The sequence below is a fragment of the Burkholderia cepacia complex sp. TUM26381 genome, from assembly GCF_057439935.1.
Map to the genome: position 1 here is coordinate 928,041 of NZ_CM172007.1, position 25,598 is coordinate 953,638.

Here is a 25,598-nt window from a genome sequence, read left to right on the forward strand (position 1 = left end):
ACAACTTACGTTTCAGGAGACAACCATGGCTAAGCACCCCGTCGTCGTTTATGGCGCAAGCGGTTACACCGGCATGTTGATCATGGACTGGCTGATCGACCAGAACATCCCGTTCACGGCGGTCGCACGCAACGCGGGCCGCGCGAAGGAAATGATGGCGCAGCGCGTCGTGCGCCTCGAATCCGCGGAATACGAAATCATCGAGGCGGAGCACACCGTCGATGCGCTCGTGAAGGCGTTTCGCGGTGCGAAGGTGGTGTGCAATACCGTCGGGCCGTTCTCGAGCTTCGGGCTCGTCGGCGTCGAGGCTGCACTGAAGGCCGGCTGCCATCACCTCGATACGACCGGCGAACAGTCGTATATCCGCGACGTGCGCGACCAGTTCGGCGAGCAGTACCGGCAGGCCGGCCTGCTGGTGTCGTCGTCGAACGCGTATATGTACACGTTCGCCGAGATCGCCGCGGAGCTCGCGCTCGAGACGCCGGGCATCGATGCGCTGGAGACGGCCACGCTGACGCGCGGTCCGCGCGGCACTGCCGGCGTCAGCATCGGTTCGGCAGCGACGATTTTCGACGGCGCGCGCCACGAAGCCTGCTACTTGTGGGAGAAGGCGCTCGTCCCGCACGCGCCGGACGCGTCGTTCACCGTCGCGACGCCCGAACTCATGCAGCCGGTGTTCTGCCTGCCGTGGGGCGGCACATCGCTGCCCGTCTACTTCGAGCGCGATCCGCGCGTGCGCAGCTGCATCTCGTGCGTGGGCTTCTACGACAACAACGTGATGAAGCTGGTGCACCAGTTCGGGCAGAAGTGGGAAGCCGAGTACAAGCACCTGCCGCGCGAACAGCAGGACGCGGTGCTGAAGCAGGCGGTCAATTCGACCACGCCGACGATGCCGCCGCGAGAACGCACGACGATCCAGCGCAGCGTCGACGTCGCGATCGGCCGCGGCCAGCTCGCGTCGGTGCGTGCGACCGTGCACGGCATCACGCCGTACATCTCGACGGGCGCGATTCATGCCGCCGGCGTGCTCAAGCTGCTCGACGGCGACGTGGCTCGCACGGGTTTCGCGTCGGGCTCGAAGGCATTCGGCCATCGCTACCTGCTCGGTTTCCTCGAACAGCGCGGGCTCGCGCGCGCCACGGTCACGCAACTGTGACGGGCGCGGCGTTACCGGACCAGACTCAACGGAACATGTGACATGGCCATTATCGATTTCTACGACCGCGGGTGGCGCCTCAATCCCGACGGCATCGCCTATATCCAGGACGAACGCAGCTACACGTTCCAGGAGATCGGCGAGCTGTCGTGCCGCATCGCCAACGGGCTGCTTGCCGCCGGCTTCGCGAAGGAGGCGAAGGCGGCGGTGTGGGCGGACAACGACGTGATCGGCTGGAGCTGCGCGCTCGGGATGTGGCGCGCCGGGCTCGCGTATATCCCGGTGAACGGGCGCAACGCGGTGGCCGAGAACCAGTACGCGCTCGATGCGTTCGACTGCGAAGTGCTGTTCTTCCATCAGGCGTTCGCGCCCGTGATCGACGCACTGCGGCCGAGCCTGCCGAAGATCCGGCTGTGGGTGTGCCTCGACGCCGACCTGCCGTGGGCGCCGTCGCTGGCCACCTGGAGCGGGTGCCAGCCGGCGACGCTGCCGGCCGTCGAATACGCGATGGACGACGTCGTCGCGTTGTCGGCCACGGGCGGCACGACCGGCGCGCCGAAGGGCGTGATGAACACGCACCGTTCGCTGCAGACGTACTTCGCACAGTTCATGATCGCGATGACGTACGGCGACGCGCGCCCGGTGAATCTCGCCGCGGCGCCGATGACGCACACCGCCGGCATGATGTCGCTGCCGTGTACCGCGCGCGGCGGCACGGTGGTGGTGCTGCCGAAACCCGATCCCGCACTGCTGCTCGGCGCGATCGTGAAGCATCGCGTGACCGAGTTCTTCCTGCCGCCGACGGTGATCTACCGGCTGCTCGACATCCCGGGCATCGACAAGGTCGATTTCTCGTCGCTGCGTTACTTCCTGTATGGAGCCGCGCCGATGTCGGTCGAGAAGCTCAAGCGTGCGATCGACGTGTTCGGCCCGGTGATGACGGGCGGCTACGGACAGACCGAAGCGCCCGCGTCGATCTCGTACCTGACGCCGGCCGAGCATTTCGTCGATGGCCGGCTCGCATCCGACGAGCGGCTGTCGTCGGTCGGGCGCCCGAACCCGCTGGTGCGCGTGGAGATCATCAACGATCGCGGCGAGGTGCTGAAGCAGGGCGAGACCGGCGAGATCTGCGTGCGCGGCGATATCGTGATGAAGGGGTACTACCGCGCGCCGGACAAGACGGCCGAGACGATCGTCGATGGCTGGCTGCACACCGGCGACATCGGTCATCTCGATACGGAAGGCTACCTGCACATCACCGATCGCAAGAAGGACATGATCATCAGCGGCGGCTTCAACGTCTATCCGAGCGAAGTCGAGCAGGTGATCTGGGCGCATCCGGCCGTACAGGATTGTGCGGTGATCGGCGTGCCCGACGACAAGTGGGGTGAGGCCGTGAAGGCCGTCGTCGAGCTGAATGCCGGCCAGCAGGTCAGCGCGGAGGAACTCGTCGCGCTGTGCAAGGAGAAGCTCGGCTCGGTGAAGGCGCCGAAGAGCGTGGACTTCGTCGCCGCACTGCCGCGCAGCACGGCCGGCAAGGTGCTGAAGAAGGACCTGCGCGAACAGTACTGGCAGGGCCAGCAACGCAGGATCTGAAACCGATTCATATGGATTCCATACGATGAGCAACATCTACATCGCCGGCATTGCGATGACCGTGTTCGGCCGGCACCTCGACCGTAGTCTCGACGATCTGGCGCGCGAGGCGCTGCAGCGTGCGTTGCGTGACGCCGGCTGCCATGCCGATGCGATCCGCGCCGCGTTCTATTCGGGCATCACCAACGGCGCGTTGCAGGGGCAACTGTCGATTCCAGGTCAGGTCCTATTCAGCAAGATCGGCCTTGAAGGCATTCCGGTGTTCAACGTCGAGAATGCGTGCGCGTCCGGTAGTACGGCCGTGCACCTGGCAGTGCGGCAGCTTCAGTCGGGTGCGTGCGATGTTGCGCTCGCGCTCGGCGCGGAAAAGATGAACGTCGCGGACAAGGCGAAATCCTTCGCGCTGTTCGAGGGGGGGTGGGACGTGTCGCGGGTCGACGAGAACTTCGCGACGCTCGCGCGGCTCGGCGAAGGCATCGAGCCGCCGCCCGGCTCGGAATCCGACCGCCCGTACAGCCGCTTCATGAAGATCTACGCGGCGCTGTGCCGGCATCACATGCACACGTACGGCACGACGCAGCGGCAGATCGCCGCCGTGTCGGCGAAGAATCACGGGCATTCGGTGCACAACCCGTATTCGCAGTTCCGCCAGCCGTTCACGGTCGACGAGGTGCTCGCGGCGGCGCCGATCACGTACCCGATCACGCTGCCGATGTGCGCGCCGCTGTCGGACGGCGCGGCAGCCGCGATCCTGTGCACGGAGGAGGGGCTGGAGCGTATCGGCGCCGATCGCAGCCGCTGCATCCGGATCGCCGCGAGCGTGCTGCGCAGCTTCACGCGACGGCGCGCCGACGAGCCGCACAAGCACATCGGCCGGCTTGCTGCGCTGCAGGCTTACGAGCAGGCCGGCGTGGGACCGGAGGACATGGACGTCGCCGAAGTGCACGACGCGTCGGCGATGGGCGAAATCATCCAGGCCGAGAACCTCGGTTTCGTGCCGTTCGGCGAAGGCGGCCCGGCAGCCGAGCGCGGCGAGTTCACGCTCGGCGGGCGCATCCCGATCAACACGTCGGGCGGCCTCGAATCCAAGGGCCATCCGCTCGGCGCGACCGGCATCGGGCAGCTGTACGAACTGGTCACGCAGTTGCGTGGCGAGGCGGGTGCGCGGCAGGTGGACGGTGCGCGACATGCGATCCAGGAGAACGGAGGCGGCTTGCAGGGCGTCGAGGAAGCGGCGCTGGCGATTCACATTCTCAGTCGGGACTGACGGAGGCGGACATGAGCGACGCACATGGCGCGATAGTGCTCGGGCAGGCAGGACAGGCGGCGCGGCAAGCGTCGCACGGCGTCGGCGCGGCGGCGTCGATGCAGGCAGTGGGGGCCGACGCGACCGGACCGCTGGCGCGCTGGGGCGAGGAAATCCGCGCCGATGCCGCGTTGCAGAAGTATCGACCCGTCGGCGGATGGATCGAGCCGCCGGATCATGCACAGCCGTCGCTCGAGGGCGACGTCCGCGCGGACGTGATCGTCGTCGGCGCGGGTTTCGCCGGCCTGTCCACCGCGCTTGAGCTGGCGGCGCGCGGCGCGAGCGTCGTCGTGCTCGAACGCGAGTTCGCGGGCTTCGGCGCGAGCGGGCGCAACGCCGGTTATCTCGCCGGCGGCCAGGGGCTCGAGTACGAGCTGTTCCTCAAGCGCGTCGGGCACGAACAGGCGAAGCAGATCGTCGGGTTCTACGACGAAGGCGTGGCTTACGTCGAGCGCAAGCTCGCCGAATACGCGATCGACTGCGACTACCGCGCGTCGGGCATCATCCGCGCGGGCGTGCATCCGTCGCAGGAGAAGCGGTTGCGCGAGAGCATGAAAACCGGCATCGAGCTCGGCTCGCCCGCGCAGTTTCTCGACGGCGCGGCGATGCGCGAACGCGGGATTCCGCCGGCTTTCCTGTTCGGTGCGTATGTGCCGGGCGGCGGCACGCTCGATCCCGGCAAGTACGTGACGGGGTTGCGGCGCGCGGCGCTCGCGGCCGGCGTGAAGCTCTACGAGAACACCGCGCTGCTCGATTTCGACGAAGGTGAGACGGTGCGCGTGCGCACCGCACGCGGCAGCGCGAGCGCGCCGGTGCTGGTGCTGGCTACCAACGCATACACGCCGCAGCTCGGCTTGCTCGGCGACAAGATGATGCCGTTGCGCGTGTCGGCGCTCGAAACCGAGCCGCTGTCCGATGCGCAGCTTGCGGCGCTCGGCTGGCCGAATCGTGAGGGCATCGTTACGTCGCACCTGACGATGGAGAGCCATCGCCTCACCGCGCGCAACACGCTGCTGCTGACGACCAAGCGGCTTCACTACGTCTACGGCTCGCAGACGCCGAACGTCCCGGACGACGACGCGTATCGCGCGCTCGTGAAGGCGCTGCACGCGCGCTTTCCGCAACTGGGCAACGTGCCGGTGCGCTCGTGCTGGTCCGGCTATATCTCGTTCGCCGGCGACGCGCTGCCGGTGGTCGGCGCGGCCGGCGCACACAAAAACGTGTTTTATACGGCCGGCTGCTCGGGGCATGGCGTGGGCACGCAGTCGCTGATCGGGCGCGTGCTGGCCGAGCGGATCGAGGGCGGGCACTCGCCGCTGCTTGACGCGTTGACGCACAAGACACCGTCGGCGCCGCCGGAGCCGTTGCGATGGTGCATGATCAATGCGATGCTCGGTGTCGCGAACCTGCTCGACGAGCGCGTGAACCGCAAGGCGCGGCAGGGGTAGCGACGCACTCGATCGTCACGACGTTGAAACGTGCATCCGGCCGGACTGTCCAGCCGACGGGTGGTTCGATGGAAAACGAGGCTCGCATAAGGTATAGTCGTTTGCGCTCCGTAAGGTACGGAGCGTCAATTCGACGAAGCCGAAACGCCACTTTTACGACGAACACGATGACAGTGCCCAACGAGCAGCGCAGCGGTAAAAAGCGGCGCACTTCGACTGCAGCCCCCGCAGCAGCAAGCAACCCGGATGGTTTGCGCGCGCAGGGCCTGCGCACCCGCAACACGATTATTCGCGTCGCGCGGAAGCTACTGCTGGAAGGCGGCCCGCTGGAATTCTCGCAGCGCGCGGTCGCGGCGGCGGCCGGAATCAGCGTCAGCAATCTGCAGTACTACTTCCCGACCCGGATCGCCGTGCTGCGGGCCGTCATCGCGCCAGTCATCGAGATCTACCTGGACGACGTGAAGCGCGCGATCAGCACCGACGCGTCGCCGCACGACGTGTTCGAGGAGATCTTGGAGCGCTCGATTCGCGATGCGAAGGATGCCAAGTACAACGCATTGTTCAGGCACTTCCTGTCGTTCTCGGCGACCGATCCCGAGTGCTTCAACCTTTACGACGAATGGTATGAGACGCTCACGCGAGACCTCGCGCAGTTGCTGCGTACCGTCAATCCTGCGTTCAGCGCGGCCGACAGCCGGCACGCGGCGACGATGCTGATTGCGCTGGCGGACGGCCTCGCGATGCAGTACGGCGCCGGACGGTATACGCAGGCGATCGATGCGTATTTCATTGCGACGTCGCGCGCGATCGCATACGGCACACTGACCGTGCCCGCTGGCAAATAACGACGGCCTTCACAGTCGCAGTACCGAAAGAGACAGGGGAATACCCTGTCTTTTTTTTGCTTCCATCATTTGTCATGATGACCTATCTTATGCATGTATTACTAGATACGAGATGGCCGGGTGCAGTTGCTGCCTGGTCCACATGACTGGAGTCCAGGAGGAGAACGGAGATGATTCGTCTGAACAAGTCTGCGGCGCTGCCCGTGGTCGGCATGACCGGCTTCGAGACGCCGCTGAGCGAAGAGGAAAGTGCAATCCAGCATACGGTTCACCGCTTTGCGCGCGACGTGCTGCGACCGATCGGCCGCGAGCTCGACCGGATGACGCCGGAGGAGGTGATCGCGCCGGGCTCGCCGTATTGGGCCGCCATCGTCGAGAGTGCGAAGCTCGGGCTCGATCCGCAACTGATCGCGCAATTTCCGCCGGAGACGGCGGTGCGCATCGAGTCGCTGATCGGTGAGGAACTCGGCTGGGGCGACTCGGGCCTTGCCGTGTCGATCGGCGCGGCCACGATGCCGCTGATGATGGCGCAGACGGTCGGCAATCCGGAGCTGATCGAGATGTGCGCGGGCAAGGTCGGCTGCTGGATGAACACGCAGCCCGATCGCGGGTCGGACGCGGCAATCCTGTATCGGCAGGAACTCAGCGCGAACGGCAGGCAGCCGGTCGGGAACGTGACCGCAAAGGTCGGCGCCGATGAAATCGTGATCAACGGGCAAAGCTCGGCGTGGATCTCGAACGGGTCGGTGGCGCAGGTCGCGCTGGCCTACATGGCGGCCGACTACGGCGACGGGTTCTACGGCGAAGGCGAGCGTAGCGCGTTCACGAACGGCATCGCGATGATCCTGCCGCTCGACCTGCCCGGCGTGTCACGCGGCAAGCCGCTTGACAAGATCGGCCAGCGCTCGCTGCCACAGGGTGAAATCTATTTCGACAACGTGAAGGTGCCGAAGCGCTTCGCGGTCGCGTTGAAGGACGACTATCTCGGCAACCTCGCGTCGACGTGGTCGTATGCGGGTACGCACATGTGCCAGGTGTTCGTCGGCGCGGCGCGCGCGGCGTTCGAACTGGCGCTCGCGTATTGCCACGAGCGCAAACAGGGCGGCGCGCTGCTGATGGATCACCAGATGACGCACCTGCGCATCGGCGAGATGCTGCGCCGGCTGGAGATGGCGCGTGCGATCGCGCGCCGCAGTCTCGCGTTCTCGCGCATGTCGCCGCAGAGCCATCCGTATGCGACCGCGCAGGCTAAGGTGAGCGTGACCGAGGAAGCGATGAAGATCACGCACGAGGCGTTCCAGCTGTTCGGCGGCAACGGCACCACGCGCGAGTTCCCGATCGAGAAGTTGTTCCGCGACGTGCGTTCGGCGCTGATCGAGGACGGCGAGAACTATATTCTCGCGTCGCGGCTCGGTGTGCTCGCCGGGGAGCTTTACCAGAACGGGTGGACACGCGAGTAAGACCGCGTGATAGAGCCGGCACGCGCGGCGGCTTGGCCGGTGCGCGTTGCCCGTCACAATTACGCGCTGGAAGTGCCGTCCCCGTATCTGATTGTCGATTCAAACCGCCAAAAACTCTACGAAAGAAGCGGTTGCCAAAAAAATGTGATAGCGATTCTTTAAGTAAAAGTGATTCAGAGTGCGAATAAATTAAAAAAATATAAATCAATCAATATTTTTCGATCGCAATAAAAAATTCGGCACGACGCCTTGATGATCGCCTTGGCTTTGCCCAACGTTTCGAACCAATGCGTTCGTGGAACACCTCGCTACTTGCGTTTCAACACCAACCCCGAAGTCGTGTCGAGGGCGATCGAAGCGGGCGCGCGGAACAGCATGGAGATGGCGCTCGTTGATTCCGGCAAGCCTCGGCGGAACCGTACGGACGAAAGCTTCTACTGCAGGTTCCATGACGACCGAGGAGTTCAAGCAGAAGTACTGTTCAACTTAAGAGCCCGAGGCAGTTTCCAAAGATTGAAACGGCTTGAGTAAATCAGGTAAGTAGTTCCGATGTTGACCGCGGAAGACTATAACTTCATGTGGAATTGCCGACCGGAATAGATAGTGTTATGCAACGGTATGGTGAAACTAGGATGTGTCTACGTCGTCCGAGTTCGCGGAATTTCCCCGCTTCGACAACGTATGTAACTTATGCGCTTGTTGTAAGGAGGTGAAGGAGCCGCCTGACGCACGAGGATTCAGACGGCCTTCGAATTTGTTCAGTCGTCTGCGCGGAAGATCGTCGGCGCAATATTGGTGAAATTCGACACGTCGCCGATCACTTCAGCGGTTTTTGCGGACGAAAGTGCAGCAGAGAGTGCGGCTTGATCGGTGAATTTAAGAATTACCAGCCCGGCGAATGGTTGGGGTGCGACAGACGGGAACAAAATCTCTGCCGATTGCAGACCAAACTCACTCCATGCCGTGCGCGCAAGCGGGATGTGCTTGGAAAGATAGTAGTCACGATCAAATGTGCTGCCTTCAGTCGCCGGGTAACTTACGATAAGTGTAGCCATATCAACCTTGGTGAAGTTATGTTGAACGGACCGCGATGCGGTCCCGATGAGCCGATCCTAGGAAAGGAAATCGGCGAATTTTGACAACTGGGAACCATCGCAATTGTCTCCCGGGGATGTGGGGCCGATCCTCGTTGCGATGAAGCGAGCGCCCTTTGTAAGGGGGGCTCATGGAGAACGTGATAAGCGAGAGGAAGTGTAGCAGTGCACCGCTTCGCACACAACGCTGCCGATTTTGATTTTGGAACTCATTGCACGATGACCCTCACTCTTCGGTGGAAGATTCAGGGATTGAATACCCTGCGATTCAGAAGATAAATTTCAAGAAGACTCCGTGAATCGCTATGCTAAATGCTTTTGTTACAACTTGTTTGGGCACCGAAAGATTCGTATAGAGAGAAAGGCACGAGAACGAATCTGTTTGATCTGACGCGAAAGGTCGAACTTGACGCCGGGGCGAGCCGTGGAATCGTCGAAGAGATCGCGAGACTGCTAGCGGACCAGGGTGAGCATGTGATCGTGTCGAGCCGCAAGGTGGGAGGTTGCAAAGCGTTCGCCGACGCGCTTGTCGAGGCGGACGGCCAAGCCGAAGCACTGGCGTGCCACCCAGGCCGTGTTTGTCTACTTGAATGTTGGACTGCTTACCGTCGTGCGAATGTTTTCAAGATTGATCAAGTTCGAATTCTGCATTGAGTCGCTGAGTCGACTCGCTGTACTTGGTCGAGGTTCGAGTTGATTTCCTCGCGCTTTCGATTGCTTGGCATGTGGGCCGGAAATTCATGCGCTGGCCGCTACTGACGATTCATGATATGACATTACAGATTGGGATTCCGTTGGAGACAGCCACCGGCGAACGGCGCGTAGCGACCGTCCCCGAAGTGGTCGAGAAGCTGGTCAAGCTGGGGTTTTCGGTCGCCGTCCAAAGCGGCGCCGGGGCCGGCGCGAATTTTGACGACGACGCGTACCGCGCGGCCGGCGCGAGCGTTGCCGCGACAGCGGCCGAGCTCTGGTCCGGCAGCGACATCGTGTTCAAGGTGCGTCCGCCGACCGGCGACGAAGTGGCGCTGATGCGCGAGGGCGGCACGCTGATCGGCTTCGTCTGGCCGGCGCAGAACCCCGAACTGATGCAGCAGCTGGCCGCGAAGCGCGCCACCGTGCTGGCGATCGATTCGCTGCCGCGTACGCTGTCGCGCGCGCAGAAGATGGACGCGCTCACGTCGATGGCCAGCATCAGCGGCTACCGCGCGGTGATCGAGGCCGCGCACGCATTCGGCCGCTTCCTGAACGGCCAGGTCACGGCGGCCGGCAAGATTCCGCCGGCCAAGGTGTTCATTGCCGGTGCAGGCGTGGCGGGCCTCGCCGCGATCGGCACGGCCGCCAGCCTCGGCGCGATCGTGCGCGCGAACGACACCCGGGCGGAAGTGGCCGATCAGGTCAAGTCGCTGGGCGGCGAGTTCGTCAAGGTCGACTACGAAGAGGAAGGCTCGGGCGGCGGCGGTTACGCGAAGGTGATGAGCGAAGGCTTCCAGCAGGCGCAGCGCGCGATGTACGCGCAGCAGGCCAAGGACGCCGACATCATCATCACGACCGCGCTGATTCCCGGCAAGCCCGCGCCGAAGCTGATCACGGCCGAGATGGTGCAGTCGATGAAGCCCGGCAGCGTGATCGTCGACATGGCCGCCGAACAGGGCGGCAACTGCGAACTCACGGTACCCGGCGAGGCCGTCGTGCGCCACGGCGTGACGATCGTCGGCTACACGGATCTCGCGTCGCGCCTGTCGCGGCAGTCGTCCACGCTGTATGCGACCAACCTGCTGCGCGTGGTCGAGGAGCTGTGCAAGGGCAAGGACGGCACGATCAACGTCGACTTCGACGACGACGCGATCCGCGGCCTCACCGTCATCAAGGAAGGCAACGTCACGTGGCCGCCGCCGCCGATCAAGCAGGCGGTCGTCGCGCCCAAGCCGCAGGCGGCGCCTGTCGCGGCCGCGCCCGCGAAGTCCAAGGGCCACGGACATGCCGGCGAGCCGATGTCGGCCAAGGCGCTCGCGATCGTGTTCGCGATCGGCGCGCCGGCGTTCCTGTTCGTCGGCCAGTTCGCGCCGGCGAGCTTCCTGTCGCACTTCACGGTGTTCGTGCTCGCGTGCTTCGTCGGCTACATGGTGATCTGGAACGTCACACCGTCGCTGCACACGCCGCTGATGAGCGTGACCAACGCGATCTCGTCGATCATCGCGATCGGCGCGCTCGTGCAGGTCGCACCGCCGCTGGGCGAGCTGGCCAACGCCGGTGACCGTCCGTCCGGGTTGATCCTGGGCCTCGCGGTGGGCGCGCTGACGCTCACGGCCGTCAACATGTTCGGCGGCTTCGCGGTGACGCGTCGCATGCTGGCGATGTTCCGCAAATAAGGGGACGACAACCATGACTGCAAACCTGACTACCGTCTCCTATATCGGCGCCGCGATCCTGTTCATCCTCAGCCTCGGCGGGCTGGCCAACCCTGAAACCGCGCGTCGCGGCAACCTGCTCGGCATGATCGGCATGCTGATCGCGGTGCTGGCCACCGTGGCCGGTCCGCGCGTGTCGGCCGCGGGCATTCCGTACGTGATCGCCGCACTCGTCGTCGGCGGCGCCGTCGGCCTGTACGCCGCGAAGAAGGTGCAGATGACGCAGATGCCGGAACTGGTCGCGCTGATGCACAGCCTGGTCGGTCTGGCGGCTTGCCTGGTGGGCTTCGCGAGCTACATCGACACGTCGCTGCAGTTCACCGGCGCCGAGAAGGCGATCCACGAAGTGGAGATCTACGTCGGCATCCTGATCGGCGCCGTGACCTTCGCGGGCTCGATCATCGCGTTCGGCAAGCTGTCGGGCAAGATCGGCGGCAAGCCGCTGCTGCTGCCGGCGCGGCACTGGATGAACCTGGCCGCGCTGCTGATCGTGATCTACTACGGCCGCGCGTTCCTGCATGCGGAAAGCATCCAGGACGGCATGCTGCCGCTCGTCGTGATGACCGTGATCTCGCTGCTGTTCGGCGTGCACATGGTGATGGCGATCGGCGGGGCGGACATGCCGGTCGTGGTGTCGATGCTCAACAGCTACTCGGGGTGGGCGGCGGCGGCCACCGGCTTCATGCTCGGCAACGACCTGCTGATCGTGATCGGCGCGCTGGTCGGTTCGTCCGGCGCGATCCTGTCGTACATCATGTGCCGTGCGATGAACCGCAACTTCATCAGCGTGATCGCGGGCGGTTTCGGCAGCGGTGCGGGCGCACCGGCGGCAGCCGGCGGCGCGGCGCAGCCGGCCGGCGAAGCGGTCGCGGTGAGCGCGGCGGAAACGGCCGAGCTGCTGCGCGAAGCGAAGCGCGTGATCATCGTACCCGGCTATGGGATGGCGGTGGCCCAGGCCCAGCACACGGTGTTCGAGCTGACGAAGCTGCTGCGCGAGAAGGGCGTCGACGTGCGTTTCGCGATTCACCCGGTCGCGGGCCGCATGCCGGGGCACATGAACGTGCTGCTGGCCGAAGCGAAGGTGCCGTACGACATCGTGCTGGAAATGGACGAGATCAACGGCGACTTCCCCGAGGCCGACGTGTCGATGGTGATCGGCGCGAACGACATCGTGAACCCGGCCGCGCAGGACGACCCGACGAGCCCGATCGCCGGCATGCCGGTACTGGAAGTGTGGAAGGCGAAGACGTCGATCGTGATGAAGCGCAGCATGGCTTCGGGCTATGCGGGCGTCGACAATCCGCTGTTCTACAAGGACAACAACCGCATGCTGTTCGGCGACGCGAAGTCGATGCTCAATGAAGTGTTCGGCGCCTTGCAAGGCTGAACACGGAAAACCTGCGAGTTCAATCACCAAGAAGCAATTCGTTCGACTCGCGCCTGTTCGCGTGCGTGGCATGGCGTTCTATGATTTCTACATTGTCTTACACGAGGATTGGAGGGTTAAAACGGTTGGTGTCCCGGTCGTACATCGGGACCCGCCTTGGCCGTTCATCGCCGTAAGTGTGGAGCTCGAACATGCCGGTGTTAGTCGGAAAGGAATCGGCATCGGCGAAGTGCATGGCGAGCGGGTGATGGGCGAAGTCATTCAAGCCGAGATTCGTGCCACCGAAACTGAACGCGCTGATGACCGGACGGCAATTGCACCAGACTGCAAGAGTTGCCGATTTTCTCGGACATCGTTTGCGCCGGGTAGTCGGCAAGCGATACCAATCACGGCCACATCAGACGAACATGAATTCATGGAGACAGGCGTCGAGTCAGTTTTCCAGTGCGAGCAAAAGGTGCGTCAGTCGGCTGTCCCCCGCACGCTTGCCAAGCTGCCGCGAAATTTCGCGAGTTGCCGCGATTCCGCAAGCAGGCGGCTGTCCGAATCGCGAAGCTCCCCGTCGATTACAAGCAGTCCGGAACACACCTCGTTCGAAACGAAGCGGGCGTGAATCGGTCCGGGAACGGGGCGGGCTTTCAAGTAAACCGAGTATTCGATGGTCGGTACGGAATCCCACGCGGCTGGCTCGATCACGTTGTAGACGGGGGGCGGGAAAGCGTCGGCGAAGAGCACCAGGGACTCAAGTGTCGAAGGAGACTCGTCCGCGAGCGAGATCCAGCCCTCAACAGCGGCCGTTCGATCAGGCCCGAAGTTTTGCAAGGATCCGGGTGCCAGATGCAGGTTGAACTGTGAGACGAACGACTGCATCGGCGCGGGTAGCGCGAGCGAATCGATGTTGATGCACGCAGGGAAGGGTGTGATATCGACCGGCTGGTTCGAAAGGCGCGCCGTGGCACCTGCCGTCCGCGAGAAGTCTGTGAATGTGGCGATGTAGTGCGCTTTGAGTTCGTCGTTCTGAACCAGCGCCAGCATGGCCCGTGACAGACTCTTTGTCGATCCTAGATCGCTGATGCGCGCAATCGCCGGCCCGGAAACTGGGTGCCCGACGAAGCTCGCATGGATGGCCAGGAGGTCCGGATGAGCACTGCGGACGGCGAGCGTTTCAGCTGCCAGCCGCGTGAGGTATCCGCCGTTCGGATAGCCCAGCACGTTGAATTGCGACGAAATGTCGATGGGAATTTCCGTGTAGTGTTCGGACATGTCTATTTTCCAAATGATGCGCCGATCGCTTGAGCGCACCGGGCGTCTGTGCGTAAAGGGCCGGCACGCTATCCGTGAAGCCCCGAATCGTGCGGCTGTCATAGATCATCGTGGGATCGATCTCCAGACCCGGCGTCTCTCTGAGCGCAAATGCGAGTTCCACGGACAGTACGGAATCGGCTCCCGACGAGTGAAAGCTCTCGCGCTGCACGTTTTTCGTCGAACACGGGCGCCGCAAGCCCGTCATGCATTCGGCAATCCAGGTGAGGATGCCCTCCGAAATGAGGGGTGCTTGCACCAGGCTGCCTCGTCGGGCGATGGGAAGTTTGAATGCGGCGGATACCAGGAAGCTGCAGTGGACGTTCGATATCGGTGGCGCGGGTCAGGCAGCATCGGTCACGCTATTGCAGGATGACGAACGATACGTGCCGCTGCCTGCCGGCAACGGAGAAACGGCGAACATCGGCAATGTAATCGCGCGCACCCAGTCAACGCCCGAGACGCGCCAAAGCCTTGTGCAACTAGCCCGGGACAGATACAAAAAGTCTTCGAGGCGGATCATTTGTCATGTCGTGGTCGCATCGGGTCAGGCTGTACACGAGCATCTTCAACTCATCGAGATGATCGGAGTAAAGACCACGAGGTGACGTTCCATACTTTTTGCAAAGGTGCGCGGCCGCAGCCACAGCGATCCCGTGTTGCGCCCCGTTCCCCATCAGCTTGATTGACGAAGCGGCCACATGTGTCACGCTGATGTGCTTTCCCGCCATCAAGAGGTTGTCGATGTCGGCAGAATAAAGGCATCGAAATGGCACGCTGTAGGACAGCTTGTCGCGCTGATCGAAAATCCAATCCTTGAGGCGGAAGTCGTATTTTCCTTCGCCGGGGCCCCATGCGCAGTGGATGCAGAATGCGCCGTCGTTGGCAATCAGGGCGTCGTCGAAACGCGTATGGTTCCGAATGTCGTTTTCGGTCAGCACATAATCGCCCCGGTATCGACGGAATTCGCCTTGGGCCGCGACGTGGGCCATCCACTCAAACTCGAGGTTCGCGTATTTTTCCGCGTCCAGCCGTTTGACATTGGCAAACGTGCCGTATAGCGCACGCATCAGATAGTCGCGAACCTGCTCACCGGAGGTATACGGGTCCAGCCACTGGCCGTATTCCCAGAAATGCGTGGCGGGAAATACGTCGGCCTTGCTTCCAAACCTGAATTCCGGCGTTGCCGGATTCGATCCGGCCGCAGGGCCGGGCCCATTTTCGTGACCGACCGCCGAGAGTTGGCCACTCAGATTCGCATAGTCCTTTGCCACCTCCGTTGCCCACGGGACCTCCGGAAAAGGTACAGGGTGATCGGCCATCCGCGTCCGGAAGAAGAGCGTATTGCCATGGTGCATTTCATCGGCAACCTCTGGCGCATAAGCCTCGTCAAATTCCGACCTTGCCTCTCGGCCGAAGAGCGTTGCTCCACCTGCAAGCATGCCGAGAATGGCAACGCCGGATGAGTCAATGAACATTCCGCCGCGAATGCGGCGCTCGTGCCCGCCACGCGCACTCACCGTGTCGACGGACACGATGCGAGAACCTTCGCGCGCTACGCGTACGACCCGGTGCTCAAGGTACACGTTGGCCGTTGCTTCCGCTTCCAGCAGTCGAATCGCAGCCAGATCGCCGTCTGCGCTTCGTTCGGATAGCTCCTTGAGCAGGGCTCCCTGGGCGCCCCGCGGCATCAGCCCGATCTCCTTGCTGGCGTTGCCCCCCAGAACCGGTCGATCGTGGATGACCGCGACGCGCAAACCCAACCGCGCTGCGGTCAGTCCGGCGGCGCACCCTGAAATGCCGCCACCGACCACGACTACGTCGTAGAAGCCACCGTCCAGCGGCTCTGCGGGAAGACCCCGAAGGGCCTTGCGCCACGCCTTGAAGGCTGGGCCTACCTCGTTAGGCGGAATCGTGTCGTCTTCGGCAAAGTAGATCGCATCACATCGGCCACCAAAGCCCGTCAAATCGTGCAGGGCTACCCGGTTCTCTCCCTGTTGCAGAAAGACCCGGCCTGCCGGCTGCCATGACCAGTCGCAACCGTTCTCGCCGAGTACCGTCTCGAGCCGCTCGCCATTGATCGAGATCTGAAAACGTCCAGGGTGATAGGAGGGGACCCAGTCCTTCGAACGCACCCAGACGGTTCGTTCGCCCGCCGCCTGCACGCTGATGGACGTGGTGGCATCTGCCACCGGTCGGCCCAGGCCATGCGCTAGCAGGTACGGGGCGCCCATCTGGGTTTCAAACTGTGAATCCAGAACCCAACCGCCATAGTTCTCGAAGTCCTCCCCCTGAAGGAGCAACCCCGCAGGCCTGACGTCCTGCAAGCAAGCTTCCGAAGTTACCGCTGAATCGTGTGTGAGCGTCATGGATGTCCCCATTTGAGTTGATCGCAGCATTCCGACCATAGTGCGTATACCCATACCTGCAGGTAGTTGAATTTCGTCGTTCGTGACGGTCCGGCGGTCAATGCCTGCTGGGGCTTTCACGTGCAAACAGAGCCGGATTCGCGGGCTCTTGGAGATCGTGGCGCCGAGGCCGGTTCGTTGAACCGCCGCCATCCCCTTTTCATAGGCGGTGCTCCGCTTACAGGTACGGTTTAGATGGCTACGAGCAAGATATGCCGGGAGCAGAGGCGGATCGGGTGCTCAGGCAGGAGACCTTCGGTGTCAATGCGTCCAACAAGGCACCGGTACGCCATCTGAGGCGGAGTTTGTAACCTGCACCCTTGCTACCTCGTGGCGATTTTGATTCGCCCCGACGTTGTATCCCGATGCTCTCGCACGCGACCGCCATCGTCGCTCCTTGTCCTGTCAGGTTATGCCGTTGATCGGACACAAACTTTCGTCGAAGTCGTCGAGACTCGGGAATGAAAGCGGTGATTCCGTCGCGAGCGACGACAAGCGGCTTCGCCAGGTGGCCAGATAATCGAGTCGCACGTCGTGCGTAACATAAGGAACATGCCAGGCCACGAATGGCTCGAGTACATCGAGCCCGGTATAGCCGAGCGTGCCCTGCAGCAGCGGTCGCAGCATTCCGTTGAGTGGCCCGTGCACGCCATCGTCAGCGAACATGTGGGCCTGTCCACCCAGGGTGAGACTCACAACGGCGCGTTTTCCGCGAAGGCCACCGCGATTGTAGAAGCGCATACCGCCATAGACAGGACCGGAGACGAGAACCCGATCGATCCAGCCCTTGAGTATCGCCGGGGTCGAGAACCAGAACAGCGGAAAGTTCAGGATGAGCAAGTCGCATCGCATGAGCTTCTCGAGTTCGCCCTTGATGTCCGGGGCGATGGTGCCACTGGAAACGCCGTGACGCTGCTCGAGAGCATAGACGCAGTAGTCGGGATTGGCGCGCGTTCCGAAGTCGCCGGCGGACGCTACAGGATTGAAACCCATCGCATAGAGATCCGAAACTTCCACTTCGTGCCCGGCGTCCCCGAGCACATCGACTGCCGTGGTTTTGAGTGCCGTACAGAATGACTGCGGTTCGGGATGAGCGTGGACGATCAGGACTTTCATGACAGCTGGTCTCGTGACGAAAGGGTGTTGGATATCGGCAGTGACGACTGCGTATCGAAAGTTTCGTAGCGCCGCGAGCTGCTGTAAAGTGGCGGAAGTGACAAATACTTTGCGAAATAAGACATGCACCGCGCAGCCATCCTTGCATACGAAAATTGCTATGCCTTCAGCCTGGGAGGCTTCGCCGACATACTTCAGGTTGCGAACGCCCACCTGAGGCGGCAGAACGGGGAAGCGGGCGTGCGCTACGAGTGGCATTTCGTGTCGCAACATGGCGGTCCGATCAGGACCAGCAACGGTTTGGAGATCAGTACGCAACCGATTCGCCCGCGGCAGCGCTTCGACCTGGTGTTCGTCCCCAGTGCGCACTACGCCGGGCACAAGGCGTTCGACAAGCTGCTGGCGAGTCAATCGATGTCGTGCGACTGGCTGATCGCGCAATGGAACGCCGGTGCGTGTGTCGCGGCAAACTGCACCGGCACCTTCATTCTGGCGAAGACCGGCCTTCTGGACGGACGATCGGCGACGACGACGTGGTGGCTCGCCGACCAGTTTCGCGCCAGGTTTCCCCGCGTGAATCTTCAGGTCGAACCGGTTCTGACTGAAGTCGATCGCCTGATTTGTGCCGGTGCATCGGCATCCTATCTGCTACAGACAATTCACATCATCGAGCGTTTCTCTGGTCCGACGATTGCTTCGCTCTGCGCGAAAACCATGCTCATCGACGTCAGTCAGACCCGGCAAACGCCTTATCTCCCGTTGCTTGCCGACAAGGCCCATGGCGATTCACTGGTTCATCGCGCCCAACACCGCTTGCAGAAGAGCATGGCGGAAGAGGTTCGAATGTCCGCGCTCGCAAGCGAACTCGACGTGAGCGAGCGGACTCTCATCCGCCGCTTTCAGGCTGCGCTGAATCAGACTCCGCTGCGTTACTTGCAGAGCCTGAGAATTGAGGCGGCTCGTGGACTGTTCGAGGCTGGCGATCTGAGTATCGAGGAGGTTGCAGTCAAGGTCGGCTATAGCGACGTGAGCTCATTCTGCAGGTTGTTCAAGGAGCGGGTCGGACTGAGCCCGGGCGCGTACCGTGGACGCTTTCGAATATCCTGACCAGAAATTGCGCACACGAAGGCGACAATATAGCAGCTGGTTAATCCGCCGCCTCGACATCACCCTGTCTTGGGAGTGACATGATTTGTATTCCTTAGCGTAATTGACACGATCCTGATTTTAATCCGTGCCGGCACTAGAGTCGGAAGTTCAAACCTGCTGCTTTGCATCGTGCGCCCGCGTGGACGTCGCGCAATACTGCCAGATCATGCTCGCTGCAGGGCGCGTGGGGCCGGTTGTCCACCCCTGAAATTTACCGGTCCAATGAGAAAAACCACAACTCATGGCCGCCGGCTGCTAAGTAAGGTGCAGTTGCTGTTCATCCCGGCTGTGTAGTTGCGCCGGATCCGAAAAGTCTGTGGTAGCTATAGGGAATTCCAAGTTCTGTACGCGTGAACTCCTGGTCAGGTGTGTACCGCTGAATTGCAAGAGCGGGCGCTGGAGCAAGGAGGCGCCGGCTTGATGCAGTCAACAGTCGCCCACACGCGACTTCAGCGCGCAGCAGCCGGTGCATCGGTCGGTGGTTGATCACGTTGTAGCGCTGAGGGCGTGTAGCGACCTCTTCAAGCTATTGTTTTATTGAGGAATATTCGCAGGCGTTCGCGGCCGGCATGGGCCCTTGCAAGTTCCGATTTGAACGAAAAAAATTCCAAGTTGGACGCATCTCGACAATTATTCCGACGATACGAGCGCTTATTGACACGCTTGCCTGCGTGAAATTGCCGTGCTAATTTTTCATGAAATTTATCGGCGTAATTTTCACGGGAGTCCGCATGTTCGTGCAGTCCGACCGTCACGTCGCAAGCTACTACGCCGGCACCTACCCGGCGCCGATCCCGCATCGTCCGGAACTGGACGACCGCATCGACGCCGATGTGCTCGTCGTCGGCGCGGGCTTCAGCGGGCTGCATACGGCGTTGCGCCTGGCACTCGCCGGCAAGCGCGTGGTCGTGCTCGAAGCGAGCCGCGTCGCATGGGCTGCGTCGGGCCGCAACGGCGGACAGGCGCTGCTCGGCTGGTCGTGCGACATGCAGCCGCTCGAGGATTCGCTCGGCCGCGACGGCGCGCGCCTGCTGTGGGACAGCATGCGCTGGGCGGCGGCCGAGGTGCGCGAACTGCCGGTGCGGCATGGTTTCGACATCGATTACCGGCCCGGCAGCCTGTGGGCCGCGCTACGGCCGCGGCGCGTCGCGATGCTCGAACAGGCCCGCGACGAGGCCGCCGAGCGCTGGGGCTATGACCGGCTGCGCGTGATCGGCCGTGACGAGATGCCCGAATGGATCGGCGGTACGCGCTATCTTGCGGCGCTGCACGATCCGGAGGCCGGCCACCTGAACCCGCTGAAGCTCGCGCTCGGCCTCGCGCAGACGATCGAGCGTGCGGGCGGGCGCATCTTCGAGCAGAGCCGCGTGCTCGACTGCCGCGAGACGGCCGGTGGCCATATTGCCCGCACGGCGCGCGGCGAAGTGCGCGCGGACGTGCTCGTGCTGGCGTGCAACGCATACGTCGACCGGCTCGATCGCGATCTCGCGCGCCGGCTGCTGCCGGTCGGCACCTATCAGGTCGCGACCGCGCCGCTTGCGCCCGACGTCGCGCGTGCGCTGCTGCCGCAGAACAGCTGCGTGATCGACAACCAGTTCGTGCCCGACTACTTCCGCCTGAGCCCCGACAACCGGCTGCTGTTCGGCGGCGGCTGCACGTACCTCGGCGGCATTCCCGCCGACATCGCAGCGGCGACGCGACCGCACCTCGAACGCGTGTTCCCGCAACTGGCCGGCGTGACGCTCGACTACGCATGGGGCGGCCACATCGACATCAGCATGCACCGCACGCCGGACATCGGCCGCCACGGGCAGCGCTTCTGGTTGCAGGGCTTCTCGGGGCACGGCGTGCTGCCGACGCTCGCCGGCGCGCGCGCGGTGGCCGACGCCGTGCTCGGCGACGAACGCCTGCTTGCGCAATACCAGCGCATCCGCAACCCGCGTTTCCCCGGCGGCGACCGGCTCGCCGCGCCGCTGGAAGCGATCGGCAAGGCCTGGTACCGTCTGCGCGATACCGTCTGACTCACCGGAACCCGTCATGAACGAACAGGAAGAGATAGAAAGTCTGGCGATCCTGATCCGCGACCTGCGCAAGCATCGCAAGGTCACGCTCAACGATCTCGCCGAACGGATCGGCCGCTCGGTCGGCTTTCTGTCGCAGGTCGAGCGCGGGCTGTCGCGCCCGACGGTCGCGGATCTCACCGCGATCGGCGAGGCACTCGGCGTGCCGACCACGTATTTCTACAGCCTGAGCAAGCCGCGCAGCGTGCCGTGGGTCACGCGGCCCGACGAGCGGCGCACCGTGTATTACGCGGCCGGCATCACCGACATCCTCGTGTCGCCGAACATGCGCTCGCGCTTCTCGATTCTCGAAAGCCATCTGGCGCCGGGCGCGAGCAGCGGCGAGCGGCCGGTCGACGACAGCGACGAGCAGGGCGGCTTCGTGCTGGAAGGCGCGCTGACGATCTGGATCGACGATGACGACACGCCCGTCACGCTCGGCCCGAACGATGCGTTCCAGCTTCCCGCGCACAAGCGCTTCCGTTACGCCAACCTGACCGATGCGCCGACGCGCGTGATCTGGGTATTCACCTGAGTTGTCGGCGGGGCGGTCGGTGCTGCATGCCGGCGCGCCCTGCAGCCTGTTCGCAGTACTGATTGACATGCGGCATGCGTCGTTCGGCATGCCGCATGAATCCGGTTCGCCGCGCTGCGGCACCGTCATACAAGACATGGAAAGGATGAGACATGGCTGACGTCGTTCCCGCGCTGGTCAGTGAAGTCCGCGCATTCCGGCAGGCACACCCCGAGATCCGTTATGTCGACCTGATCTGCCTCGACCTGCCCGGGCATTTCTACGGCAAGCGCTATCCGATCGACGCACTCGAGAAGGTCGCGTCGGGTTCGCTGTTGAAGCTGCCGCAGAACTGCGTGCTGCTCGGCACGCAAGGCGGCCTCTACAAGATCGGCGATTACTGCTTCAACGACGGCGATCCCGATGCACCGCGCCGCCTGATTCCCGGTACGCTGAAGCCCGTGCGCTGGGAGCGGCAGCCGCTTGCGCAGATGCTGATCAGCTCCGACGGCACCGATGCACCGATCGAGTTCGAGCCGCGCGAGGTGCTCGCGCGCGTGTTGCGGCGGTTTGCGGCGCGCGGCATCCGGCCGGTCGTCGCGTTCGAGCTCGAGTTCTACCTGTTCGCCGCACAGCTCGCGGACGGGATGCCGCAGTATCCGCGCGACCGCCTGAGCGACGACCGCGACGATCAGCCCAACATGCATATCGAGCGCCTGTCACGCTTCTCCGACGTGCTGCACGAGATGGTCGAAGCCGCGTGCGAGCAGGGCGTCGATGCGACGGTGATTACGGCCGAGCTCGGGCCCGGCCAGTTCGAGATCAATTTCGGGCACACCGACGACGCGCTGCGCGCGGCCGACTGGTCGGCGCTGTTCTGCCGCAGCACGCGCGGCGTCGCGTTGCAACACGGCTATCGCGCGAGCTTCATGGGCAAGCCGTACCTGCATGCGCCGGGCAGCGGGATGCACGTGCACGTGAGCCTGTACGACGACGCGGGGCGCAACCTGCTCGCCGCGGACGGCCAGCGGCCGCTGCGGCACGCGGTGGCCGGGTGTCTCGCGCTGTTGCCGCACTGCATGCCGGTGTTCGCGCCGAACCACAATGCGTTCCGGCGCTACGGATCGATGGTGAACGCGGCGAGCCGTGCGAGCTGGGGCTTCGAGGATCGCGATGCGTGCATCCGGATTCCGGAGTCGGATGCACGCAACCTGCGGATCGAGCACCGTCTCGCGAGCGCGGATGCGAACCCGTATCTGGTGCTCGCGGCGATCCTGTCGGGAATGGAGCATGGGCTCGATGCGAAGATCGAACCGATTGCGCCGCTCAACGAGGATCGCGGCAGCGGCATCGATTTCCCGAAGGAGATGCTGTCGTCGGTTGCCGCGATGCAGGATCACCCGGCCGTGCGCGAAGGGCTCGGCAGCGAGTTCGTGATGGTCTATTGCGAGAACAAGCGCCAGGAGGAGCTGGATTTTCGCAACGAGATCGGGGCGCGGGAGTACCGGTGGTTTTTGTGACCGGATGCGGCTCCTCGCGGGCCTTATCGTCCGCGCGCCTGCGTCATCGGCAGGTGCGCGCCCCAGGCGCTCGTCAGGGCTTCGATTTCGGCGACCGGATCGATCTGTTGTCGCGCGCTTTCGTTCACGTCCTCGCTGAATAACAGGTGCGCGAAATCACGCGCACGCGCGATGATCGCCGCGGTTTTCGGGCTGCGCCGCATCGTGAACGATGTGAGCGCGGCATCGAGGCCGCCGCCGTTGCCTGCACCGTATTCGTCGAGACACCGGGCCAGATGCCACGCATCCTCGAGCGCCTGGCATGCGCCTTGTCCGGAGGTCGGTAGCGACGCGTGCGCGGCGTCGCCGATCAGCAGAACATTGCCGCGGTGCCACACGTCGACGGGGTCGAGATCGTGCACGCGGATCTTCGCGATCGTGTCCGCCGACGTCGCGCGTAGCACGTTCGCGATGGTCGCCGGCCACGCCCGGAAGCGCCGTTCCAGCATCGCGCCCGGATCGCTTTCCGTTGCATCGTCCGGACCGGCTTCGGGCCATGCCGCTGCCCAGTACAGGCGATGCCGGTCCACCGCGACGATGCCGAACCGCTCGCGCGTGCCCCAGTAGTCGGATATCGACACCTCGTCGACGAGCGGCGCATCGCTTTGCGCGATGCCGATCCAGTTGACGAATCCCTGATAGACGGGCGTGTTGTCGCCGATCACATGACGCCGCGCGACGGAGTTCATGCGGCCGTCCGCGCCGATGACGAGATCGGGGGCGATCGTCGTTCCATTGTCGAAGCGAACGACAGCGCGGCCGTCCGTCCCGGCGTCGATGGACGTTGCGCCGTGGCCGAAGTGGACGTCGATGCCGCGCGCCGCGAGGTGCCGTGCCAGCACGGCCTGGAGATCGCGCCGCAGGATCGAATAGGTCGGGAAACCCATGCGGCGATCGAGTGCGCGGATATCGGTGACCTTGAGCGGGTTGCCGTGCCGGTCGATGCGCTGCATCGCGTTCATGCGGCCGCCTGCCTCGACGATGTCCGGCAGCAGGCCGAGCTGCGAGAGGACGAAGCCGGCATTCGGCCACAGCACCACGCCCGCGCCCATCGTCGATTCCGATGGCATGCGTTCATACAGCCTGATCTCGTGACCACGCCCGGCGAGCGCGAGTGCAGTGCTCATGCCGGCCACGCCGGCGCCCAGGATTGCAATGTTCATGACGCTCCTTCCTTGTGTCGTGCGAGCGTTCGCGTGGCCGCGGGGGCGTCGCATTGACGGGATGAGCATCGTAAATTATGGTCTGTGGCGGGATAAGCCGTGAAAAACGGCGAACTTTGATACCTGAAATGGGCTAATGATGCGTAGCAAGCTGGATCTGAATGCGGTGCGTGTATTCGTGTCGGTCGTCGACGAAGGCAGCTTCGCCGGCGCCGCGCGCGTGCTGGCGATGCCGGGTTCCAACGTCAGCCGCCACGTCGCGCAGCTGGAGTCGAGGCTCGGCGCGCGTCTGCTGGAGCGCAGCACGCGACACCTGCGCATGACGGAGGCCGGGCGTTTGCTGCACGAGCGCGCACGGCCGATGCTCGATGCGCTGACGCAGGCCGAATTCGAACTGACGTCGCAGCAGACGGAGCTGCGCGGCGTGCTGAAGCTCTGCGTACCGGGTGAAATCGGGCCCCGCATGCTCGGGCCGATCGTCGCGGAATTCGCGAGCCGCCACCCGCGCGTCGAAATCGACTGCGATACGAGCCTCGCGGGCGTGTCGACGCTGCGCGACGATATCGACCTGTCGATCATCGTCAATCGCGGGAAGCTGGACGACAGTGCGTTCGTCGTCAGGCCGCTCGTGCGTTTGCCGAGTGTCGTCGTGGCCGCGCCATCGCTCGTCGAACGCACGGGATTGCCGACCCGGACGGAACAGCTTCGGCAACTGCCGTGCATCACGACCTTGAGCACGCTGAAAGGGCAGCCGTGGCAGTTCGCCGACCGCGACGGGCGGATTCACAAGATTCCGGTTGCGAGCCGGTATCGCGTCAACAGCGGCGAGATGGCCGGTCTGGCTGCGGTGAACGGGATCGGCTTCGCGATTCTCGTCGAGCGCGCGTGCGCGGCGGCGCTGGCGGAGGGGCAACTGGTGCGCGTGCCGCTGGAGATGACGCCTGCGCCGCTGGAGCTGCACGCCGCTTATGCGAGCCGGAATTCGGTCAACGCGAAGATTCGCGAGTTGCTGCAGATGATGCAGGAGCGGCTGGCGGTGGAGGAAGCGATGCCGTCGTCGCGGTCACTTCGGTAGTGCGCGCCAGTAGCGCACTTCCTCGATCGGCGTCCCGCCGATCTCGAACGTCTTGATGTCGTCTTCGGCGACGAAGCCTTCGCGTTCGTAGAATGCCCTGGCCCGGCGGTTCTTGAGCAGTACCCACAGCGACACCCAGGCATGGCCGGCATCATGCAGCGACCGGCACGCATGATCGACCAGCGCCGCGCCGATGCCTTGTCCACAATACGACGGATGCAGGTAGATCGCTTCGATTTCGGCCCAGCCGCGATCCTTGTCGGTGTCGCGCGTCGGACCGTAGGCGATCCAGCCGGCTGGCACGTCGTTCGTGATCGCAAGCGCGACCCGTGGCCGTCCGGCGCCGAGCGCATAGCGCCACGCGGCCGTGCGCTTTTCGACCGACAGGCCGGCGAGGAACGGCGCCGGCATGATGTCCGTGTAGGTCGCTTGCCACGACGCAACGTGAATATCGGCGATGGCCGGTGCGTCGACGGATGTGGCGGCGCGGATGTCGATCGTCGTCGTGTTCGGTGCCATGCGTACCTCGCCTGATCGTGTGCCATGCGCCGC

21 protein-coding genes and 1 pseudogene are annotated in these 25,598 nt (G+C 63.7%); 14 read left to right on the forward strand and 8 right to left on the reverse strand.

What is annotated here, in order from left to right; all coding sequences use genetic code 11:
• Positions 1-25: 25 nt before the first annotated feature.
• The 6 genes from ACWMMN_RS20945 (at position 26) to ACWMMN_RS20970 (ending at position 7,811) form a co-directional block, all read left to right on the forward strand.
• Positions 26-1,156 (forward strand): saccharopine dehydrogenase family protein, encoded by a 1,131-nt coding sequence (locus tag ACWMMN_RS20945; protein WP_282508817.1) that lies wholly within the window; start codon positions 26-28, stop codon positions 1,154-1,156.
• Between the two features lie 42 nt (positions 1,157-1,198).
• Positions 1,199-2,752, forward strand: coding sequence for a class I adenylate-forming enzyme family protein (locus ACWMMN_RS20950; protein WP_486423893.1), 1,554 nt, complete (start codon positions 1,199-1,201; stop codon positions 2,750-2,752).
• Positions 2,753-2,777: 25 nt separating this feature from the next.
• Positions 2,778-4,019: a thiolase family protein gene (locus tag ACWMMN_RS20955; RefSeq protein ID WP_282508819.1), complete on the forward strand. Its 1,242-nt coding sequence runs from the start codon at positions 2,778-2,780 to the stop codon at positions 4,017-4,019.
• 11 nt (positions 4,020-4,030) lie between these two features.
• Complete coding sequence (locus ACWMMN_RS20960; RefSeq protein WP_486423894.1) at positions 4,031-5,506, forward strand: NAD(P)/FAD-dependent oxidoreductase; 1,476 nt, start codon at positions 4,031-4,033, stop codon at positions 5,504-5,506.
• 68 nt (positions 5,507-5,574) lie between these two features.
• Positions 5,575-6,351, forward strand: coding sequence for a TetR/AcrR family transcriptional regulator (locus ACWMMN_RS20965; RefSeq protein WP_486423895.1), 777 nt, complete (start codon positions 5,575-5,577; stop codon positions 6,349-6,351).
• Between the two features lie 170 nt (positions 6,352-6,521).
• Complete coding sequence (locus ACWMMN_RS20970; RefSeq protein WP_486423896.1) at positions 6,522-7,811, forward strand: acyl-CoA dehydrogenase family protein; 1,290 nt, start codon at positions 6,522-6,524, stop codon at positions 7,809-7,811.
• Between the two features lie 758 nt (positions 7,812-8,569).
• Here ACWMMN_RS20970 and ACWMMN_RS20975 read toward each other — a convergent pair.
• Positions 8,570-8,866, reverse strand: a complete 297-nt coding sequence (locus tag ACWMMN_RS20975) for an EthD family reductase (protein ID WP_486423897.1) — start codon at positions 8,864-8,866, stop codon at positions 8,570-8,572.
• Between the two features lie 351 nt (positions 8,867-9,217).
• On the opposite strand from ACWMMN_RS20975, the pseudogene ACWMMN_RS20980 reads away from it, so the two are divergent.
• From ACWMMN_RS20980 to pntB, 3 genes and pseudogenes are all read left to right on the forward strand, one after another.
• A pseudogene (locus tag ACWMMN_RS20980) lies at positions 9,218-9,484 on the forward strand (hypothetical protein); the annotation flags it as partial.
• 191 nt (positions 9,485-9,675) lie between these two features.
• Complete coding sequence (locus ACWMMN_RS20985) at positions 9,676-11,274, forward strand: Re/Si-specific NAD(P)(+) transhydrogenase subunit alpha (RefSeq protein ID WP_486423898.1); 1,599 nt, start codon at positions 9,676-9,678, stop codon at positions 11,272-11,274.
• Positions 11,275-11,287: 13 nt separating this feature from the next.
• Positions 11,288-12,700 (forward strand): Re/Si-specific NAD(P)(+) transhydrogenase subunit beta, encoded by a 1,413-nt coding sequence (pntB, locus tag ACWMMN_RS20990; protein ID WP_486423899.1) that lies wholly within the window; start codon positions 11,288-11,290, stop codon positions 12,698-12,700.
• 261 nt (positions 12,701-12,961) lie between these two features.
• On the opposite strand, the gene ACWMMN_RS20995 is transcribed toward pntB, so the two are convergent.
• From ACWMMN_RS20995 to ACWMMN_RS21015, 5 genes are all read right to left on the reverse strand, one after another.
• A complete protein-coding gene (locus tag ACWMMN_RS20995) occupies positions 12,962-13,117 on the reverse strand; it encodes a beta-ketoacyl synthase N-terminal-like domain-containing protein (RefSeq protein ID WP_486423900.1) in 156 nt (51 codons plus the stop codon).
• 45 nt (positions 13,118-13,162) lie between these two features.
• Complete coding sequence (locus tag ACWMMN_RS21000) at positions 13,163-13,963, reverse strand: thioesterase family protein (protein ID WP_486423901.1); 801 nt, start codon at positions 13,961-13,963, stop codon at positions 13,163-13,165.
• Positions 13,866-14,210, reverse strand: coding sequence for an acyl carrier protein (locus tag ACWMMN_RS21005; RefSeq protein ID WP_486424085.1), 345 nt, complete (start codon positions 14,208-14,210; stop codon positions 13,866-13,868). The genes ACWMMN_RS21000 and ACWMMN_RS21005 overlap by 98 nt, the downstream gene beginning before the upstream one ends.
• Before the next feature lie 274 nt (positions 14,211-14,484).
• Positions 14,485-16,371 (reverse strand): FAD-dependent oxidoreductase, encoded by a 1,887-nt coding sequence (locus ACWMMN_RS21010; protein WP_486423902.1) that lies wholly within the window; start codon positions 16,369-16,371, stop codon positions 14,485-14,487.
• A 444-nt stretch (positions 16,372-16,815) separates the two neighbouring features.
• Complete coding sequence (locus ACWMMN_RS21015) at positions 16,816-17,526, reverse strand: NAD(P)H-dependent oxidoreductase (protein WP_486423903.1); 711 nt, start codon at positions 17,524-17,526, stop codon at positions 16,816-16,818.
• Between the two features lie 123 nt (positions 17,527-17,649).
• Here ACWMMN_RS21015 and ACWMMN_RS21020 point away from each other — a divergent pair, with 123 nt between their 5' ends.
• From ACWMMN_RS21020 to ACWMMN_RS21035, 4 genes are all read left to right on the forward strand, one after another.
• Positions 17,650-18,633 (forward strand): GlxA family transcriptional regulator, encoded by a 984-nt coding sequence (locus ACWMMN_RS21020; RefSeq protein ID WP_282508829.1) that lies wholly within the window; start codon positions 17,650-17,652, stop codon positions 18,631-18,633.
• A 773-nt stretch (positions 18,634-19,406) separates the two neighbouring features.
• Positions 19,407-20,696 (forward strand): NAD(P)/FAD-dependent oxidoreductase, encoded by a 1,290-nt coding sequence (locus tag ACWMMN_RS21025; RefSeq protein ID WP_486423904.1) that lies wholly within the window; start codon positions 19,407-19,409, stop codon positions 20,694-20,696.
• A gap of 16 nt (positions 20,697-20,712) precedes the next feature.
• Positions 20,713-21,270, forward strand: a complete 558-nt coding sequence (locus ACWMMN_RS21030; protein WP_059239644.1) for a helix-turn-helix domain-containing protein — start codon at positions 20,713-20,715, stop codon at positions 21,268-21,270.
• A 152-nt stretch (positions 21,271-21,422) separates the two neighbouring features.
• Positions 21,423-22,769, forward strand: coding sequence for a glutamine synthetase family protein (locus ACWMMN_RS21035; RefSeq protein ID WP_059239646.1), 1,347 nt, complete (start codon positions 21,423-21,425; stop codon positions 22,767-22,769).
• 23 nt (positions 22,770-22,792) lie between these two features.
• Here ACWMMN_RS21035 and ACWMMN_RS21040 read toward each other — a convergent pair whose 3' ends face one another.
• Complete coding sequence (locus ACWMMN_RS21040) at positions 22,793-23,971, reverse strand: FAD-dependent monooxygenase (RefSeq protein WP_059239647.1); 1,179 nt, start codon at positions 23,969-23,971, stop codon at positions 22,793-22,795.
• Between the two features lie 139 nt (positions 23,972-24,110).
• On the opposite strand from ACWMMN_RS21040, the gene ACWMMN_RS21045 reads away from it, so the two are divergent.
• Positions 24,111-25,046 carry a LysR family transcriptional regulator gene (locus ACWMMN_RS21045; RefSeq protein ID WP_340625733.1) on the forward strand — a complete coding sequence of 312 codons (936 nt, stop codon included), beginning with the start codon at positions 24,111-24,113 and terminating at the stop codon, positions 25,044-25,046.
• Here the strand turns inward: ACWMMN_RS21045 and ACWMMN_RS21050 are convergent.
• Positions 25,035-25,565, reverse strand: a complete 531-nt coding sequence (locus ACWMMN_RS21050; protein WP_486423905.1) for a GNAT family N-acetyltransferase — start codon at positions 25,563-25,565, stop codon at positions 25,035-25,037. The genes ACWMMN_RS21045 and ACWMMN_RS21050 overlap by 12 nt on opposite strands.
• Positions 25,566-25,598 lie beyond the last annotated feature (33 nt).